Consider the following 17,266-nt stretch of genomic DNA (forward strand, 5'->3'; position numbering starts at 1 on the left):
CCCGTGGCCGCGGTCGCACGACCGCGGCCGACGTGGAGCTTGCCGCCCCTGTACATAACACCTCCCGCGTACGAGGCGGCAAGCTGCGCGGGCTGCTCAGCAGTCCCGGAGTTCCGGTGACTGGTTCAGCAGCTGGTTGCGGACCGAGGTGAAGCGGGCGAGCGTCTCGTCCACTGCGGGGTCCAGCGGGAAGACGGCCACCCGGTGGCAGTTCTGGAAGGCCAGCCGCACACCGAAGTGCCGCTGCAGCGCGCCGCGTATCGCGTCACTCGCGAGCGCACGCAGCAGCTGGCCACGTGCCTGCTCGTCCGGCGGCGGCGTCTGGTTGTCGGCGAAGTCTCCGCCGTCCACCTTCAGCTGGGCCACCAGGGAGCTGATCATCTCCCATGCAAAGGGCAGGGAGGTCCGGACGCAGTCGACGAAAGCGGCTTCGTCGACCTCGCCTCGCTCGGCCTGTTCGAGTAGGGCCGGTGAGACGTCGAGCGACATGGGTTCTCCTCTCGCACCCCCGCGGGAGCGGGGGTTGACGGACAAGGCGGGAGCCCGCGATGCGACCACTCTGCGTACATGCATCGCGACCACCTGTTTCCACCGTAAGCATCGCGGGGAGGCGACACCAGAAGAGAAGGGCTCAGATAGTCACAATCAGCCATTAATGATCTAAGTTGCCTACGGCACGTGACAATTGCCAGGCACATGCGCCGCGCGGAACGTCGCATACCGCTCCGGGGGGCGCACGCGTCGGCGGTGAGGTGGGCGAATCGCGTCCGCCGAGGGGTGTCGAGTAGCGTTTCCGACCATGCGTCTCGTCATTGCCCGGTGCTCCGTCGATTACGCCGGCCGGCTCACCGCCCACCTGCCCTCGGCCCCCCGTCTGATCCTGGTGAAGGCGGACGGCAGTGTGTCGATCCACGCCGACGACCGGGCCTACAAGCCCCTGAACTGGATGTCGCCGCCCTGCACGCTGAAGGAGGGCACCGGGGACGAGGAAGGCGTCTGGACGGTCGTCAACAAGGCCGGCGAGAAGCTGATCATCACGATGGAGGAGATCCTCCACGACTCCTCGCACGAGCTCGGTGTCGATCCCGGCCTGATCAAGGACGGTGTGGAGGCGCATCTGCAGGAGCTGCTCGCCGACCGCATCGAGACCCTCGGCGAGGGCTACACGCTCATCCGCCGCGAGTACATGACGGCCATCGGCCCCGTCGACATCCTGTGCCGCGACGCCGAGGGGCAGACCGTGGCCGTCGAGATCAAGCGGCGCGGGGAGATTGACGGAGTCGAACAACTGACCCGTTACCTAGACCTGCTGAACCGGGACCCCCACCTCGCGCCGGTCCGCGGCATCTTCGCGGCCCAGGAGATCAAGCCCCAGGCCCGCGTCCTCGCCACGGACCGCGGCATCGGGTGCCAGACCCTCGACTACGACGCGCTGCGAGGCATCGAGGACGACAAACTTCGCTTGTTCTGAGCGGTACGTTTACGGCCGAGGGCCGGGTCCGTGATATCGGCCCCGGCCCTCGGCTTCACTCCCGCCGCCCCGGTACGGAACGAACCGTCACCGCACGCGCACCCGTCAGACGCTCACCGCATCCCCGGCCGAACCGGCACCGCGCCGCTCCGCGGAGCACTGGCCGGGCCACTGGTGGGCACCGCGGTCCCCCGGTGACGAGGCCATGAGCACCGCGGCCCACCGGGGAGGAGTCCGCCGGCGGCCGGACCACCGGCCAGGACCGACGGCCGGACCACCGGCCACAACCGAGGGCCGGATCCCCGACCTCAGGACCCGGCCCTCAGTTTCGCTCCCGTCACTCCCGTACGAGACCGTCACCGCACGCACACCCGTCAGACGCTCACCGCATCCCCGGCCGAACCGGCACCGCCGCTCTGCGGAGCACTGGCCGAGCCGCTGGTGGGCACCGGGTCGCCGGCGGTCGGGCTGCCGGCCGAGGCGGTCGTCTGCGAGGGAGGCGAGTCGTCCGGCTCCGGTTCGTCGGGCTCGGTGGTCGGATCCGTGGGACCCGTGGGGTCCGTGGGTTCCGACGGACCCGTCGAGGGGACGTCGGGCGACTCCGAACCCGGGTCGGTCTCCGGCGGCGGCGACGGCTTGCCGGGCGCGGACGGCGACTTCGAGGGCGTCCTCGACGGGGGCTTCGCCGGGTCGTCCGGCCGCTGCGTACCGCTCGGCTCGTCCGACGGTTCGGCGCTGTCGGCCGGGGTCGGGTCGTCCGACGTGCCGTAGGTGCCGTCCGGTCCCGGGTTCGTGGGCGTGCTCATGATGCGCGGCTCGTCGTTCCCGCCCTCCTTCACGCGGTCCGCGCCCAGGCCGCCGTCGTCGGCCCCCTGGCTGGCCGACGGATCGACCCCGACCTGCTCGGAGGGGACGCCGCCACCGCCGTCGGAGGTGGCGCCCAGCGTCACCACGGTGCCGAGCACGGCGGCGAGCAGCGCGCCCGCACCGGCCGCCACCAGGTTGCGCCGGGTGCCGCTGACCAGCCGGCCCTTGATGCCGCCCTTGGCCGTGGCGGCGCCGACGCGGTTCGTGACCACCGTGGAGGCGGTGTCGTCCGCCGCGGGCCGGGGCCCGGTGTACGCCGCGGCGAGGCCGGCCGGGACACCACCGGCGGGACCGGCGGAGACACCCCCGACGGGAACGCCACCGGCCGGGACACCGCCGGGCGGCGACGCCGACTCCTCGTGCCGGGCGTCCGGCACCTCCTCCCCCGCCGCCGTGCGGCCGCCGGGCGGGGTGGCCCCGGAGCGATCGGCGACCAGGGCGAGGGCGCGGCGGCCGGCGACCGTGCCGCGCTTGTCGGCGAGGGCGCCGCGCAGCCCGATGGACGCCTCCAGTTCGGCGCGGGACCGCTCCAGCTGCCCGGTGCAGAGCGCGAGTATGCCCAGCTCATGGTGGAAGTAGGCCTGCTCGCCGACCTCACCGGCGAGCCGGGACGCCTCGGCGCCGGACCGCAGCGCCCGCTCCCAGGCGCCCCAGTCCAGCCCCGCGGCGAACGCGGGCGCGGCCTGCCGGGCGAGCCGCACGGCAGCGCTCTCCTCGCCCTCGCCGGGAGGCGTCGTCAGCGGTACCAGCAGGGTCAGCGCGGCCAGGATCGCGTCCGCCTCGGCCGAGACCCGCTCGGGTGTGACCGAGGGGTGCCCGGCCCACCAGGAGTAGTGCTGGGCGGCGGTGACGGCGCGCTCGTCGGCGCCCTCGCCGTACCCGGCGTCCTCCAGCTGCAGCTGCACTCCGGCCGCGAGCCGGTAGCGGGCGCCGACCGGGGTGACCAGTGCGCTGTTCACGAGTTCGGCGAGTGCCGCGTCCGCGTGGGTGTCCCCCACCAGCGCGGGCAGATGCGCCTGGTGCGGCACCTCCCCGCCGAGCGCCACCGCGAACCTCAGCGTCTCGCGCGCCGACTCGCTCAGCCGGGACGCGAGCAGCGCGGCGGGCGCGGCGGCCTCGGCGAGCGACGGCAGGGGCATGTCCCCGGCGTCCCCGCCGTGGAAGTGCCCCGGCTCGGACGACTGCCCAGCGGCCGGGGCCTCCGCGAAGACACCGGCGTCGTCGAAGGCGTCCGCCTCGGCGCGCAGCCGGTCCCGCTGCCGCAGCAGCGCTCCGGCCTGCATGAACCTGAGCGGCAGGCCCTCGGACTCGAACCAGAGGTCACCCGCCCAGTTGGCCTCGTCCTCGGTGAGGACCCGGCCGATGGCACGCTCCAGCAGCTTCACACCGCCGTCGCGGTCGAGTCCGCCGAGGAAGACCTCTTCGAGGGGGGAGTCGCCGGTCGGCGCGGGCACCTCGGGCGTGGCGGCGATCAGGAACGCGCACTCGGGGGTCGCGTCGAGCAGTTCGTCGAGCGCGCTGCCGCCGAACTCCACGTCGTCCAGGACGACGACCGCGCCGATCTCGCGGACGTGCTCCCGGAGTTCGTCCTCCGCGAGCCGGTGGAGCGGGGCCTTGTGGACGGCGGCGAAGAGGTCGTACAGCAGGTCCGTGGCGGTGCGCCGGTGGCCGGTCAGGCGGACGACGCCGTCGGGGGCGAGGTCCGCGCAGTCCTCGGCCACCAGGTCGAGCAGCGCGGTGCGGCCGGAACCCGAGGGGCCGGTGAGACGGACGGAGCGGCCGCGCGCGAGGAGCCGTACGAGCCGCTCGCGTTCCTCCTCCCGCTGGAGCAGCGGCAGCCGGGGCCGGGAGGGCCCGGCCGGGACGGGCGGACGCGCGGCGCGGTCGGCCTCGGCACGCTCGTCGGCCGGGTACTTCTCGGGCCGGCCGGGACGTTCCCCGGGCGGGCAGTTCTCGATCTCGCTGCCGTCGACGGGGTTCACGGTGAGCAGGAAGTCGCCCGTGACGACCTGGACGGTACGGGCGAGGGCCGGAGCATGCTGGCCGAAATCCGGTGTCAGCGCGTCACGTGGCGGGCGCGCGCGAGGCGCTGGGCCGCCGTCGTGGCCGTACTCTTCCGGTTCCCGGTTCATCGGGTCCATAGGTTTCGCCCCCCAAAGCGTCGTGTGCTTCCTCAGCCCCTCCCGGCCGTGCCGCACACCACGCTGTCGCTTCTGGTCCGGTGCCCACTCGAGGGTGGTCGGGCAGCGGGCAGCCGAACCCTAAACCTTGGGTCAGTATCCCTGACCAGCCGGGGTACCGCGCCGCCCGAGACGTCACAGTCTCATGAGGATTGCGTGCGTGGTGCGTTCGTTTCCCGCTCATCCGGGTGTCCCGTGTCCGCGCTGTCACACGTAACCCGTACGTGCCGTTATGGACGCCTGTTCACTCGCCGGTCGTCCGGCGCGCGGCGTACCGATTCACCCGGCCGTGGCCGGTCGTCACATGCGGTCGTGCACACGCGGCGGTCACACGCGGTCATCACACGGCGGTGGTCACGCGTGATGGTCACACGCGAGGCAGTGACTCCACCCCGATGCCGCCCTCGATGGCCAGGATCCGGTGCAGCCGGGTGGCCACCAGCAGGCGCTGCATCTGCGGCGGTACGTCCCGCAGCACCAGCCGCCGTCCGCACCGCCCCGCCCGCCGGTGGACGCCCATGATGACGCCGAGTCCGGTGGCGTCCCAGGAATCCAGCTCTGACAGATCGAGCACCAGGTCGCCGACTCCGTCGTCGACGGCCGAGTGCAGGACCGTACGGGCGTCCGCCGCGCTGCGTACGTCGAGGCGGCCCCCGACGACCAGCTCGGCGTGGTCGCCCCTGATGTACATATGCGCTCCCCGCGAGTGGGTCTCGTACGCCGGTCGTCGCCGGATCACGCCGGTCGTGCCCGGCTCGCGCCGGTCGTGGTCCGGTCACGCCGGCGTTGTCCGGTGATGCAACCTCTGACGGCACAGGAACCCCAGAGGTTGCCTTCTGTAAGCGAACCGATACCGAATTCACCTCAACGCGTGACGCCGGATGAGGTTTGTGCGGTTCGCATGGCATCGGTGCCGGGTCAGTGCTTGTAGAAGCCCTGCCCGCTCTTGCGGCCGAAGTCACCGGCGTCCACCATCCGGCGCATCAGCTCCGGCGGGGCGAACTTCTCGTCCTGCGACTCGGTGTAGATGTTGCTGGTGGCGTGCAGCAGGATGTCGATGCCGGTGAGGTCGGCGGTGGCCAGGGGGCCCATGGCGTGCCCGAAGCCCAGCTTGCAGGCGAGGTCGATGTCCTCGGCACTGGCCACGCCCGACTCGTAGAGCTTGGCGGCCTCCACGACGAGGGCGGAGATGAGCCGGGTGGTGACGAAGCCGGCCACGTCGCGGTTGACGACGATGCAGGTCTTACCGACGGACTCGGCGAACTCCCGTGCGATGGCGAGAGTTTCGTCGCTGGTCTTGTACCCACGGACGAGTTCGCAGAGCTGCATCATGGGCACCGGCGAGAAGAAGTGCGTGCCCACGACCCGCTCCGGCCGCCCGGTGACCGCCGCGATCTTGGTGATCGGGATGGCGGAGGTGTTGGAGGCGAGCACGGTCTCGTCCCGGACGAGCTTGTCGAGCGCCCGGAAGATCTCGTGCTTGACCTCCAGCTTCTCGAAGACGGCCTCGACCACGACGTCCGCGTCGGCGACGGCGTCGAGGTCGGTCGTCGGGGTGATCCGCGCGAGGGCCGCCGCCGCGTCCACCTCCGCGAGCTTCCCCTTGGCGACGAACTTGTCGTACGACGCCTTGATGCCGTCGGTGCCACGCGTCAGCGCCTCGTCGGTGACGTCGCGCAGGACGACGTCCCAGCCCGCCTGGGCGGAGACCTGGGCGATTCCGGATCCCATGAGACCGGCTCCGATGACGGCGAGCTTCCGTGCCACTGTGCGACTCCCCTGGTACGCGCTGTCGGCCTCGTGCCGACGTTCTGCCTTCGTCATGTCTCTTCGGCGGACATTAGCGCTCGTGCGGGGCTGTGTGACCCGTAAGTAATGCGCGTCACGTCTCACATGACGGACATCACACCGGCGGGAGTGACCGGGTCCCTCGTACGGCCCAGTTGAGTGCCCCCGGCCCCAACAGCCCCTTGCCCCCGCCGAGGTCCGCGGGGCATCCACCGCCGCCCGGAGCGCGGCGGACCCGCGCGGCGGACGCACGCGGCGGCCGGCCCACGGGGCTTTCGCCCGGCCGGGAGGTAACTACGCTGGCCGCATGGTCAATCTGACGCGCATCTACACGAGGACCGGCGACAAGGGCACCACGAACCTCGGTGACATGAGCCGGGTGCCCAAGACCGATCCGCGGATCACCGCGTACGCCGACGCCAACGAGGCCAACGCGGTCATCGGCACGGCGATCGCGCTCGGCGGCCTCGACGAGGAGGTCGTGGAGGTCCTCACCCGGGTGCAGAACGACCTGTTCGACGTCGGGGCCGATCTGTCGACGCCCGTCGTGGAGAACCCGGAGTTCCCGCCGCTGCGCGTCGAGCAGTTCTACGTCGACAAGCTGGAGGCGGACTGCGACCGCTTCAACGAGCGGCTGGAGAAGCTGCGCTCCTTCATCCTCCCCGGCGGCACCCCCGGCGCGGCCCTGCTGCACCAGGCGTGCACGGTCGTCCGCCGTGCGGAGCGGTCGACGTGGGCGGCGCTGGAGGTGCACGGGGACACCATGAACCCCCTGACCGCCACCTACCTCAACCGGCTGTCGGACCTGCTGTTCATCCTGGCCCGCACGGCCAACAAGGAAGTCGGCGACGTGCTGTGGGTGCCGGGCGGGGAGCGCTGAGGTCCGCTACCGGCGCGCGGACAACGCTCGTGACCGGTACAGGCCCGTTGCGAGCAGCACGCCCCCGACGCACATCATCACCACGCCCACCTTCGCCGACGTGACCACCGGAATCTCCACGTCTCCGGTGAACAGCCACAGGACCAGACCGGTCACGAAGGTGACCGCTCCCTCCAGCAGGTCCCTGGTCGCCCGGCTCATCGGCGCACCCGCTCCTTGGAAGTGATCGGTTGCTCCCGCGCTCCCTCCGGGGCCTTCTTCGGGAACACCAGGTACGCAAGGGCGACCAGGCCGTGGATGCCGGCGGTCCGGAGCGCCGCCCACTGGAAGGCTCGCAGGGACGAGACGTCACCCTCGTCGCCGACGTACCAGACCGCGCCCTCGAGCAGCGCGCACGCCACGGCCGCCGCCAGGACCGTACGCAGCCACAGGCGTCCCTCGTGCCGGGCCCGGGGCATGCCGTAGCGCGGGGGTTTCGGCGGAGGCGGGGCTCCGCCCAGGCGGTGGGCGGCGTGACCGTCGAGCCAGCGGATCGTGTAGTGGCCGTACGCGACCGTGAAGCCGATGTACAGCGCCGCCAGGCCGTGCTCCCAGCCCGGCTCGGCACCGTTCTTCAGGTCGATCGCCGTCACCACGAACAGCACCAGCTCGAGGATCGGCTCGCACAGCAGCAGGGCCACGCTCGTACGGTGCCACCTCAGCAGATAGCGGACGGCCAGCCCGGCGGCCAGCAGTACCCAGAAGCCGACCTCGCAGACGACGATCAGCGTGACGATCACGGCTCGCTCCTCTCGGTCACCCTTCCAGGCTGCCGTTCCGCAGCGCCGGGATCGTCGTCGGCGGTGACGAACTCGCGGTACATCGAAAGATGCAGTCCCGGACCGTCCCCGGGGATCAGGCGGAGGCCGGACGGGCCGTGTTGGATGGGAGCATGGCCATGTCCCTCCCCCGCCCGCACCGCTTCGACGTGTACGTCGCGCTGGCCGGGCTGCTCGGCGGGGTCCTGCTGTGGGCCATCGGCCTGGGCGTCCGGCCCGCGGACGAGCCGATCGTGCTGTGGCCGGGCCGCTGGCCCCTCCTGGTGCCGCTCGCCGTGATGGCCGGCTGCGAGCTGCTGCGCCGGACCGCCCCGCGCACGGCCCTGCTCACCGGCACCGCCTCGCTGACCGTGGACACGCTCACGCAGGGCAGCCTGGTCACCGTCGTGATGTTCACCGACATCGTGTACGCGGCCGTCCTGTACGGGCCGCCGGGCTCGGCCCGCCGCATCCCGTGGATCACCGGACTGCTCACGGTGGCGGCGACGGTGGTGCCGTTCGCGTTCTGGCGGGTGCCGGAGGCACTGCTGATCGGTGTGATGGTCGGCATCGTGTCGTTCGCCCCGGCCTCCACCGGCCTGATCGTGCGCAACCACCGCAACGCCGCCGACGCCGCCCGCCTGCGCGCCGAGCAGACCGCCCTGCTCGCCGAGCGGGACCGCGTCGAGGCGGTCACCGCCGAACGCGCCCGGATGGCCCGCGAGCTGCACGACATGGTGGCCAACCACCTGTCCGCGATCGCCATCCACGCAACGGCCGCCCTCTCCCTCGACGACCCGGAGACATCCCGTCAGGCCCTCGGCGTCATCCGGGAGAACAGCGTCGAAGGGCTCGCCGAGATGCGCCGCCTCATCGGCATCCTGCGGGACGACAGCGGTGACCTGGAGCCTGCCGCCTCGCCCACCCTGGACGGGCTGGGCGCGCTCGTCGAGGGCGCCCGCACCAACGGCCTCGACGTCACGCTCGACGCCTCCCCGGGCGACCCGCTGCCCGCCCCGGTGGAGCTGGCCGCGTACCGGATCGTGCAGGAGTCCCTCACCAACGCCCTCAAGCACGCCTGTCCAGGACGGGTCACGGTGTCGCTGGCCCGCCGGGACGGCTGCCTCGACATCGCCGTGACCAGCCCGTACGGCGACCGCGACGGCCCTCGCGCCCCCGGCTCGGGCGCCGGACTCGTCGGGATGCGGGAGCGGACCGCCCTGCTGGACGGCACCTTCGAGGCCGGCCCCGAGAGCTCCCCCGACGACCGCGCGGCCAAGGTCTGGGCCGTCCGCGCCACCCTGCCCACCACCTCGCACCCGCAAGGAGAAGCCGAATGATCCGCGTGCTCGTCGCCGAGGACCAGTCCGCCGTACGTGCCGGGCTCGTGCTCATCCTGCGCAGCGCGCCCGACATCGAGGTGGTCGGCGAGGCCGCCGACGGCGAGCGGGCCGTGGCCCTGGCCCGTGAGCTCCGGCCGGACGTCGTCCTGATGGACATACAGATGCCGCGCCTGGACGGGGTGTCCGCGACCCGGCAGGTCGTCGCCGAGCAGCTGGCCGACGTCCTGGTGCTGACCACCTTCGACCTGGACGAGTACGTCTTCGGTGCGCTGCGGGCGGGCGCCTCCGGCTTCCTGCTCAAGAACACGGACGCGAAGGACCTGATCACGGCGGTGCGCACGGTCGCGGGCGGTGAGGGGCTGATCGCCCCGGCCGTCACCCGGCGGCTGATCACCGAGTTCGCCGCGAAGCCCGTACGGGAGCCGGCCCCCGATCCGTCCGTGCTCGACGCCCTCACCCGGCGCGAACGCGAGGTGCTGTCCTGTCTCGGCGAGGGCCTGTCGAACGCGGAGATCGCGACCCGGCTGGACATGGCGGAGGCCACGGTGAAAACGCATGTCAGCCGGTTGCTCGGCAAGCTGGAGCTGCGCAGCCGGGTGCAGGCGGCCGTGCTGGCTCAGGAGTTGGGGATCTGAGCGAGAGGACGGCGACGGGGCCGGGCGACGCGGGGTGCGGTCCGGAGAGTAGTGGTCCAGACCTATTGACCGGTGGTACAGACCTTTCTATTCTCGCGGCACCGTGGGCATGAGGCTCAGTCATGCCCCCACCCCTGAAGAGGAGGCGCAGCATGCGCTTCAGACACAGAGCCGCGGCAGGCTTCGCGACCCTGTTGCTCCCGCTGGCCGGCCTGGTCGGCCTCGCCGCTCCCGCCCACGCCGCCACCGAGGCGACGGCCACCTACTCGAAGCCCCAGGACTGGGGCTCCGGCTTCGAGGGCAAGTGGACGGTGAAGAACACCGGCACCACCGCCATCAGCTCCTGGACCCTCCAGTGGGACTTCCCCACCGGTACGAAGGTCACCTCGGCCTGGGACGCCGACGTCACCAACTCCGGCAACACCTGGACCGCGAAGAACAAGTCCTGGAGCGGCAGCCTCGCCCCCGGCGCCTCGGTCTCCTTCGGCTTCAACGGCACCGGCTCCGGCTCCCCGTCCAACTGCACCCTCAACGGCGCCAGCTGCGACGGCGGCCCCTCGGTCCCCGGTGACAGCGCACCCTCCGCTCCCGGCACCCCGACCGCCTCGGGCATCACCGACACCTCGGTGAAGCTCTCCTGGTCCGCCGCCACCGACGACAAGGGCGTCAAGAACTACGACGTCCTGCGCGGCGGCACCAAGGTCGCCACCGTCACGACGACCTCGTACACGGACACCGGCCTCACCGCGGGCACCGACTACTCGTACTCCGTGCAGGCCCGCGACACCGCCGACCAGACCGGCCCGGTCAGCGGCGCGGTCGCGGTGCGCACCACCGGCGGCGACACCGGTCCGGGCCCCCAGCCGGGTGAGAAGGTCAACCTCGGCTACTTCACCGAGTGGGGCGTCTACGGCCGGAACTACCACGTCAAGAACCTGGTGACCTCGGGCTCCGCCTCGAAGATCACGCACATCAACTACGCGTTCGGCAACGTGAAGAACGGCCAGTGCACGGTCGACGACACCTTCGCCGCGTACGACAAGGCCTACACCGCCGACCAGTCCGTCAGCGGCACCGCCGACACCTGGGACCAGCCGCTGCGCGGCAACTTCAACCAGCTCCGCCAGCTCAAGGCGAAGTACCCGCACATCAAGGTGCTGTACTCGTTCGGCGGCTGGACGTACTCCGGCGGCTTCGGCCAGGCCGCGCAGAACGCCGCCGCGTTCGCCAAGTCCTGCAAGGCCGTGGTGGAGGACCCGCGCTGGGCCGATGTCTTCGACGGCATCGACATCGACTGGGAGTACCCGAACGCCTGCGGTCTGACCTGTGACACCTCGGGCGCGGCCGCGTTCAAGAACCTGTCGCAGGCCCTGCGCACCGAGTTCGGCAAGGACTACCTGATCACCGCGGCCATCACCGCCGACGCCTCCTCCGGCGGCAAGATCGACGCGGCCGACTACGGCGGCGCCGCCCAGTACCTCGACTGGTACAACGTGATGACGTACGACTACTTCGGCGCCTGGGACGCCAAGGGCCCGACGGCCCCGCACTCCCCGCTGACCTCGTACTCCGGCATCCCGAACGCCGCCTTCAACTCCGCCGACGCGATCGCCAAGCTGAAGGCCAAGGGCGTCCCCGCCGCGAAGCTGCTGCTCGGCATCGGCTTCTACGGCCGCGGCTGGACCGGCGTCACCCAGTCCGCCCCCGGCGGCACGGCGACCGGTGCGGCCCCCGGCACGTACGAGGCGGGCATCGAGGACTACAAGGTGCTCAAGAACTCCTGCCCGGCCACCGGCACCGTCGCGGGCACGGCGTACGCGCACTGCGGCACCCAGTGGTGGTCGTACGACACCCCGTCGACCATCGCCGGCAAGATGAGCTGGGCCAAGAACCAGGGCCTCGGCGGCGCGTTCTTCTGGGAGTTCAGCGGCGACACGGCCAACGGCGAGCTGGTCACCGCGATCAGCAACGGCCTGAAGTGACCCGCCCGATCAGCCCAACGGAGTAACGAAGAACCTCACGCGACATTGACGCTCCCTCGGACCTCCGGTCCGGGGGAGCGTCGACGTGACTACGCCACATTCACTCGCTGGCCAGGCGGCGCGGCCTCGAGCCACGCCAGGAACCCGGTCAGCGCGTCCTCGCTCATGGCCAGCTCCAGCCTGGTGCCGCGGTGCTGGCAGGCGAGGACCACGGCGTCGGAGAGCAGTGCGAGCTCCTCCTCGCCCTCGGGCGTACGGCGCCCGGCCACCTCGATCGACGAGCGCTCCAGGATGCGGCGGGGGCGCGGGGCGTACGAGAAGACGCGGAACCATTCGATGCGGTCGCCGTTGTAGCGGGCGACGCCGTAGCTCCAGCCCTTGCCGTTCTCCTCGCCCTTCCCGGGTTTCTCCGGGGCGTCCCAGCGCAGGCTGCAGTCGAAGGTGCCGCCGGAGCGCTGGATCAGCCGGCGCCGAAGACCGAAGACGAGGAGTCCCACCGCCACGAGCATGACCAGTCCGAACCCAGTCAGAAGGAGGACCATCTTCATCGACCTCCTCGTCTCCTCGGTAACGGAACGTAAAAAACACCCACATCTGCCTCAGCCGCGGCTGGGTCCGGATCGCTCCGGTCCCAGCCGCGGCTGAGTCACAGCATCACATGGCGCTCCCCCAGTACCTTAAGGCTCTGGGAGACGCCCCCACGTCAGCGCGCCGCCGCCGCGCGTAGGCGAACGTCCGCGCGGCGCTCGGCGGCGGCGTCGCCCTCCGCCTTCGCGCGCTCCAGTTCCCGCTCCGTGCGCTGGACGTCGATCTCGTCCGACAGCTCGGCGATCTCGGCCAGCAGCGACAGCTTGTTGTCCGCGAACGAGACGAAACCGCCGTGCACCGCGGCGACGACCGTCCCCCCGTCGCTCGTACGGATGGTCACCGGGCCCGACTCCAGCACACCGAGCAGCGGCTGGTGACCGGGCATGACGCCGATGTCGCCGGACGTGGTGCGCGCGACGACCAGGGTGGCCTCGCCGGACCAGACCTCTCGGTCGGCCGCGACCAGCGCGACGTGCAGCTCAGCAGCCAAGGTGGCTCCTCGGGTCACCACCCGGCGGTTCTGCCGGGTGTTGGGTCACAAGTCTAATAGGGCTCCGCGCGCCGAAGTACGCGGGCCCGCCCCGGTCTTGGCAGACCGGGGAAATCGGGGATTGCCCCCGGAAATTGCACCGGACGGCGTACGGAGGGGGACGGGTCGCACCTCAAGAGGTACGGTCCGTCCCCCTCACGCACACATCACACCGTGCTCAGCAGCGCCGGCGTCAGGAGACGCCGAGCTCCTTCGCGTTCTTCTTCAGGTCCTCGATGCCACCGCACATGAAGAACGCCTGCTCCGGGAAGTGGTCGTACTCGCCGTCGATGATCGAGTTGAACGCGGCGATCGACTCGTCCAGCGGGACGTCCGACCCGTCGACGCCGGTGAACTGCTTGGCGACGTGGGTGTTCTGGGACAGGAAGCGCTCCACGCGACGGGCACGGTGGACGACGAGCTTGTCCTCCTCGCCGAGCTCGTCGATACCGAGGATCGCGATGATGTCCTGCAGGTCCTTGTACTTCTGCAGGATGTTCTTCACGCGCATCGCGGCGTTGTAGTGGTCCGCCGCGATGTACCGCGGGTCGAGGATGCGGGACGTCGAGTCCAGCGGGTCCACGGCCGGGTAGATGCCCTTCTCCGAGATCGGACGGGACAGCACCGTCGTCGCGTCGAGGTGGGCGAAGGTGGTGGCCGGGGCCGGGTCGGTCAGGTCGTCCGCGGGGACGTAGATCGCCTGCATCGAGGTGATCGAGTGACCACGGGTCGAGGTGATGCGCTCCTGGAGGAGACCCATCTCGTCGGCCAGGTTCGGCTGGTAGCCCACCGCGGAGGGCATACGGCCGAGCAGGGTCGACACCTCGGAACCGGCCTGGGTGAAGCGGAAGATGTTGTCGATGAAGAACAGCACGTCCTGCTTCTGCACATCGCGGAAGTACTCCGCCATGGTCAGACCGGCCAGGGCCACGCGCAGACGGGTGCCCGGGGGCTCGTCCATCTGGCCGAAGACCAGCGCGGTCTTGTCGATGACGCCCGACTCGCTCATCTCGTCGATGAGGTCGTTGCCCTCACGGGTGCGCTCACCGACACCGGCGAACACCGACACACCGTCGTGGTTGTTGGCGACGCGGTAGATCATCTCCTGGATGAGCACCGTCTTGCCGACGCCGGCGCCGCCGAACAGACCGATCTTGCCGCCCTTGACGTACGGGGTCAGCAGGTCGATGACCTTGACGCCGGTCTCGAACATCTCGGTCTTCGACTCGAGCTCGTCGAAGTTCGGGGCCTTGCGGTGGATCGGCCAGCGCTCACCGTCGTAGGACTCGTCGACGTTCAGCACCTCGCCGAGGGTGTTGAACACCTTGCCCTTGGTGAAGTCGCCGACCGGCACCGAGATGGCGGAGCCCGTGTCGGTCACCGGGGCCTGGCGGACCAGACCGTCGGTGGGCTGCATGGAGATGGTGCGGACCAGGCCGTCACCCAGGTGCTGGGCGACCTCCAGGGTCAGCGTCTTCAGCTCGCCCGCGTTGGCCGGGTCGGAGACCTGGACGTGCAGGGCGTTGTAGATGTCGGGCATCGCGTCGACGGGGAACTCCACGTCGACGACCGGGCCGATGACCCGGGCGACGCGGCCCGTGGCAACGGCCGTCTCAACTGTCGTCGTCATTACTTGTCACTCCCCGCGGTCGCGTCGGCGAGGGCTGCGGAGCCACCGACGATCTCGCTGATTTCCTGGGTGATTTCGGCCTGGCGGGCCGCGTTGGCAAGACGGGAGAGCGTGTTGATCAGCTCGCCCGCGTTGTCGGTGGCCGACTTCATCGCGCGGCGCGTGGCGGCGTGCTTGGAAGCGGCCGACTGCAGCAGCGCGTTGTAGATACGGCTCTCGACGTAGCGCGGCAGCAGGGCGTCGAGGACGTCCTCCGCCGACGGCTCGAAGTCGAACAGCGGAAGGATCTCGCCCTTCGTCGCCGTCTCCTCCGCGACCTCGTCGAGGCTGAGCGGCAGCAGCCGGGCCTCGACCGCGTTCTGCGTCATCATCGAGACGAACTCGGTGTAGACGATGTGGAGCTCGTCCACGCCGCCGTCCGCCGTCTCCTTCTCGATGGCCTCGATCAGGGGCGCCGCGACCTTCTTGGCGTCCCCGTACGCGGGCTCGTCGGTGAAGCCGCTCCACTGCTCCGCGATCTTGCGCTCGCGGAAGTTGTAGTGGGCCACACCGCGCCGGCCGACGATGTACGTGTCGACCTGCTTGCCCTCGCGCTCCAGCCGCTCGGTGAGCTGCTCCGCGGCCTTGATGGCGTTGGAGTTGAACGCACCGGCGAGACCACGGTCACTCGTCAGCAGCAGGACCGCCGCCCGGGTGACCGTCTCGGCCTGGGTGGTCAGCGGGTGCTTGGTGTTCGACCCGGTGCCGACCGCCGTGACCGCGCGGGTCAGTTCCTGCGCGTACGGCGTGGAGGCCGCCACCTTGCGCTGCGCCTTGACGACGCGCGAGGCGGCGATCATCTCCATCGCCTTGGTGATCTTCTTGGTCGCGGTGACGGATCGGATGCGACGCTTGTAGACCCGGAGCTGGGCTCCCATGAGTCAGGTCCCTTCCTTACGTCACTTGGCGGCGGACGGAGCGTCCTCGCCGAGCAGCTTGCCGTCGGAGGTCTCGAACTGCTTCTTGAACTCCGCGATCGCGTCGGCGACGGCCGTCAGGGTGTCGTCCGACATCTTGCCGCCCTCCTTGATGGAGGTCATGAGGCCCTGCTCCTTGCGGTGCAGGAACTCCAGGAGCTCCGACTCGAAGCGGCGGATGTCGGCGACCGGGACGTCGTCCATCTTGCCGGTGGTGCCGGCCCACACGGAGACGACCTGGTCCTCGGTGGCCATCGGCTGGTACTGGTCCTGCTTCAGCAGCTCGACCATGCGCTGACCGCGCTCCAGCTGGGACTTCGACGCGGCGTCCAGGTCGGAACCGAAGGCGGCGAACGCCTCCAGCTCACGGAACTGGGCGAGGTCCACGCGAAGACGGCCGGAGACCTGCTTCATCGCCTTGTGCTGCGCGGAACCACCGACTCGGGAGACGGAGATACCGACGTTCAGCGCGGGACGCTGACCGGCGTTGAACAGGTCCGACTCCAGGAAGCACTGGCCGTCGGTGATGGAGATGACGTTGGTCGGGATGAACGCCGAGACGTCGTTGGCCTTCGTCTCGACGATCGGCAGACCGGTCATCGAGCCCTTGCCCATGTCGTCCGAGAGCTTCGCGCAGCGCTCGAGCAGACGGGAGTGCAGGTAGAAGACGTCACCCGGGTAGGCCTCACGGCCCGGCGGGCGGCGCAGCAGCAGCGACACGGCGCGGTAGGCGTCGGCCTGCTTCGAGAGGTCGTCGAAGATGATGAGGACGTGCTTGCCCTCGTACATCCAGTGCTGGCCGATGGCCGAGCCGGTGTACGGCGCCAGGTACTTGAAGCCGGCCGGGTCGGACGCCGGGGCGGCGACGATGGTCGTGTACTCCAGCGCGCCGTTCTCCTCCAGCGCGCGGCGGACCGACGCGATGGTGGAGCCCTTCTGGCCGATGGCGACGTAGATGCAGCGGACCTGCTTGTTCACGTCGCCCGAGCGCCAGTTGTCGCGCTGGTTGATGATCGTGTCGACGGCCAGGGCGGTCTTGCCGGTCTGGCGGTCACCGATGATCAGCTGGCGCTGGCCGCGGCCGATCGGGGTCATGGCGTCGACGGCCTTGTAGCCGGTCTCCATCGGCTCGTGCACCGACTTGCGCTGCATGACCGTGGGGGCCTGCAGCTCGAGGGCGCGGCGGCCGACGGTGTCGATCTCGCCGAGGCCGTCGATCGGGTTGCCGAGCGGGTCGACGACACGGCCGAGGTAGCCGTCGCCGACGGCGACCGACAGGACCTCGCCGGTGCGGGTGACCGGCTGGCCCTCCTCGACGCCGCTGAACTCACCGAGGACGATGGCGCCGATCTCGCGCTCTTCCAGGTTCAGCGCCAGGCCGAGGGTGCCGTCCTCGAACTTCAGCAGTTCGTTGGCCATGGCCGAGGGGAGTCCCTCGACCCTCGCGACGCCGTCGCCGGCCGTGGTGACCGTGCCGACCTCCTCGCGCGAGGCCGCGTCCGGCTTGTACGACTGGACGAAGTTCTCCAGCGCGTCCCGGATCTCCTCCGGCCGGATCGTGAGCTCCGCCATCTGGGTTCCCTGCTCTCCTTGTTGGGCCCGAAGTTTCACTTAGGGGGG

16 protein-coding genes are annotated in these 17,266 nt (G+C 70.6%); 5 read left to right on the top strand and 11 right to left on the bottom strand.

Annotation, left to right across the window (positions count from 1 at the left end):
* Positions 1-96 precede the first annotated feature (96 nt).
* Positions 97-489, bottom strand: coding sequence for an SCO5389 family protein (locus IE242_RS01345; RefSeq protein WP_189854429.1), 393 nt, complete (start codon positions 487-489; stop codon positions 97-99).
* A gap of 310 nt (positions 490-799) precedes the next feature.
* Here IE242_RS01345 and nucS point away from each other — a divergent pair, with 310 nt between their 5' ends.
* Entirely contained in the window at positions 800-1,471 is a 672-nt protein-coding gene (gene nucS / locus IE242_RS01350; RefSeq protein ID WP_189854431.1) for an endonuclease NucS, read from the top strand.
* Between the two features lie 374 nt (positions 1,472-1,845).
* Here nucS and IE242_RS01355 read toward each other — a convergent pair whose 3' ends face one another.
* From IE242_RS01355 to IE242_RS01365, 3 genes are all read right to left on the bottom strand, one after another.
* Positions 1,846-4,479: an ATP-binding protein gene (locus IE242_RS01355; protein WP_189854433.1), complete on the bottom strand. Its 2,634-nt coding sequence runs from the start codon at positions 4,477-4,479 to the stop codon at positions 1,846-1,848.
* A 406-nt stretch (positions 4,480-4,885) separates the two neighbouring features.
* Positions 4,886-5,209 carry an STAS domain-containing protein gene (locus IE242_RS01360; RefSeq protein ID WP_030928603.1) on the bottom strand — a complete coding sequence of 108 codons (324 nt, stop codon included), beginning with the start codon at positions 5,207-5,209 and terminating at the stop codon, positions 4,886-4,888.
* Between the two features lie 227 nt (positions 5,210-5,436).
* Positions 5,437-6,285: a 3-hydroxyacyl-CoA dehydrogenase family protein gene (locus IE242_RS01365; protein WP_189854435.1), complete on the bottom strand. Its 849-nt coding sequence runs from the start codon at positions 6,283-6,285 to the stop codon at positions 5,437-5,439.
* A 328-nt stretch (positions 6,286-6,613) separates the two neighbouring features.
* Here IE242_RS01365 and IE242_RS01370 point away from each other — a divergent pair, with 328 nt between their 5' ends.
* Entirely contained in the window at positions 6,614-7,186 is a 573-nt protein-coding gene (locus tag IE242_RS01370; protein ID WP_189854438.1) for a cob(I)yrinic acid a,c-diamide adenosyltransferase, read from the top strand.
* A 6-nt stretch (positions 7,187-7,192) separates the two neighbouring features.
* Here the strand turns inward: IE242_RS01370 and IE242_RS01375 are convergent, their stop codons facing one another.
* Both IE242_RS01375 and IE242_RS01380 read right to left on the bottom strand, forming a co-directional pair.
* Positions 7,193-7,387, bottom strand: coding sequence for a DUF5708 family protein (locus IE242_RS01375; RefSeq protein ID WP_189854440.1), 195 nt, complete (start codon positions 7,385-7,387; stop codon positions 7,193-7,195).
* Positions 7,384-7,965 (bottom strand): hypothetical protein, encoded by a 582-nt coding sequence (locus IE242_RS01380; protein WP_189854442.1) that lies wholly within the window; start codon positions 7,963-7,965, stop codon positions 7,384-7,386. The genes IE242_RS01375 and IE242_RS01380 overlap by 4 nt, the downstream gene beginning before the upstream one ends.
* A gap of 152 nt (positions 7,966-8,117) precedes the next feature.
* Here IE242_RS01380 and IE242_RS01385 point away from each other — a divergent pair, with 152 nt between their 5' ends.
* From IE242_RS01385 to IE242_RS01395, 3 genes are all read left to right on the top strand, one after another.
* Positions 8,118-9,323 (top strand): sensor histidine kinase, encoded by a 1,206-nt coding sequence (locus IE242_RS01385; protein WP_189854444.1) that lies wholly within the window; start codon positions 8,118-8,120, stop codon positions 9,321-9,323.
* Complete coding sequence (locus IE242_RS01390; protein WP_189854446.1) at positions 9,320-9,961, top strand: response regulator; 642 nt, start codon at positions 9,320-9,322, stop codon at positions 9,959-9,961. The genes IE242_RS01385 and IE242_RS01390 overlap by 4 nt, the downstream gene beginning before the upstream one ends.
* Before the next feature lie 152 nt (positions 9,962-10,113).
* On the top strand, positions 10,114-11,943 hold the full coding sequence (locus IE242_RS01395; RefSeq protein ID WP_189854448.1) for a glycoside hydrolase family 18 chitinase: 1,830 nt from the start codon (positions 10,114-10,116) through the stop codon (positions 11,941-11,943).
* Positions 11,944-12,032: 89 nt separating this feature from the next.
* Here IE242_RS01395 and IE242_RS01400 read toward each other — a convergent pair whose 3' ends face one another.
* The 5 genes from IE242_RS01400 to atpA form a co-directional block, all read right to left on the bottom strand.
* Positions 12,033-12,485, bottom strand: coding sequence for a DUF2550 domain-containing protein (locus IE242_RS01400; protein ID WP_189854450.1), 453 nt, complete (start codon positions 12,483-12,485; stop codon positions 12,033-12,035).
* A 161-nt stretch (positions 12,486-12,646) separates the two neighbouring features.
* Positions 12,647-13,021, bottom strand: coding sequence for a F0F1 ATP synthase subunit epsilon (locus IE242_RS01405; RefSeq protein ID WP_189854452.1), 375 nt, complete (start codon positions 13,019-13,021; stop codon positions 12,647-12,649).
* A 232-nt stretch (positions 13,022-13,253) separates the two neighbouring features.
* A complete protein-coding gene (gene atpD, locus IE242_RS01410; RefSeq protein WP_189854454.1) occupies positions 13,254-14,690 on the bottom strand; it encodes a F0F1 ATP synthase subunit beta in 1,437 nt (478 codons plus the stop codon).
* Positions 14,690-15,607 carry a F0F1 ATP synthase subunit gamma gene (locus tag IE242_RS01415; protein ID WP_189854456.1) on the bottom strand — a complete coding sequence of 306 codons (918 nt, stop codon included), beginning with the start codon at positions 15,605-15,607 and terminating at the stop codon, positions 14,690-14,692. The genes atpD and IE242_RS01415 overlap by 1 nt, the downstream gene beginning before the upstream one ends.
* A 21-nt stretch (positions 15,608-15,628) precedes the next feature.
* Complete coding sequence (gene atpA, locus IE242_RS01420; protein ID WP_189854458.1) at positions 15,629-17,218, bottom strand: F0F1 ATP synthase subunit alpha; 1,590 nt, start codon at positions 17,216-17,218, stop codon at positions 15,629-15,631.
* Positions 17,219-17,266: the final 48 nt, after the last annotated feature.

The sequence above is a fragment of the Streptomyces poonensis genome, from assembly GCF_014650915.1.
Lineage (GTDB): Bacteria > Actinomycetota > Actinomycetes > Streptomycetales > Streptomycetaceae > Streptomyces > Streptomyces poonensis.

What these genes read in the sequence shown, in the direction of transcription:
- IE242_RS01345 (WP_189854429.1), bottom strand. Translation starts at nt 489, where the DNA reads ATGTCGCTCGACGTCTCACCGGCCCTACTCGAACAGGCCGAGCGAGGC.
- nucS (WP_189854431.1), top strand. Translation starts at nt 800, where the DNA reads ATGCGTCTCGTCATTGCCCGGTGCTCCGTCGATTACGCCGGCCGGCTC.
- IE242_RS01355 (WP_189854433.1), bottom strand. Translation starts at nt 4,479, where the DNA reads ATGGACCCGATGAACCGGGAACCGGAAGAGTACGGCCACGACGGCGGC.
- IE242_RS01360 (WP_030928603.1), bottom strand. Translation starts at nt 5,209, where the DNA reads ATGTACATCAGGGGCGACCACGCCGAGCTGGTCGTCGGGGGCCGCCTC.
- IE242_RS01370 (WP_189854438.1), top strand. Translation starts at nt 6,614, where the DNA reads ATGGTCAATCTGACGCGCATCTACACGAGGACCGGCGACAAGGGCACC.
- IE242_RS01375 (WP_189854440.1), bottom strand. Translation starts at nt 7,387, where the DNA reads ATGAGCCGGGCGACCAGGGACCTGCTGGAGGGAGCGGTCACCTTCGTG.
- IE242_RS01385 (WP_189854444.1), top strand. Translation starts at nt 8,118, where the DNA reads ATGGCCATGTCCCTCCCCCGCCCGCACCGCTTCGACGTGTACGTCGCG.
- IE242_RS01390 (WP_189854446.1), top strand. Translation starts at nt 9,320, where the DNA reads ATGATCCGCGTGCTCGTCGCCGAGGACCAGTCCGCCGTACGTGCCGGG.
- IE242_RS01395 (WP_189854448.1), top strand. Translation starts at nt 10,114, where the DNA reads ATGCGCTTCAGACACAGAGCCGCGGCAGGCTTCGCGACCCTGTTGCTC.
- IE242_RS01400 (WP_189854450.1), bottom strand. Translation starts at nt 12,485, where the DNA reads ATGGTCCTCCTTCTGACTGGGTTCGGACTGGTCATGCTCGTGGCGGTG.
- atpD (WP_189854454.1), bottom strand. Translation starts at nt 14,690, where the DNA reads ATGACGACGACAGTTGAGACGGCCGTTGCCACGGGCCGCGTCGCCCGG.
- IE242_RS01415 (WP_189854456.1), bottom strand. Translation starts at nt 15,607, where the DNA reads ATGGGAGCCCAGCTCCGGGTCTACAAGCGTCGCATCCGATCCGTCACC.
- atpA (WP_189854458.1), bottom strand. Translation starts at nt 17,218, where the DNA reads ATGGCGGAGCTCACGATCCGGCCGGAGGAGATCCGGGACGCGCTGGAG.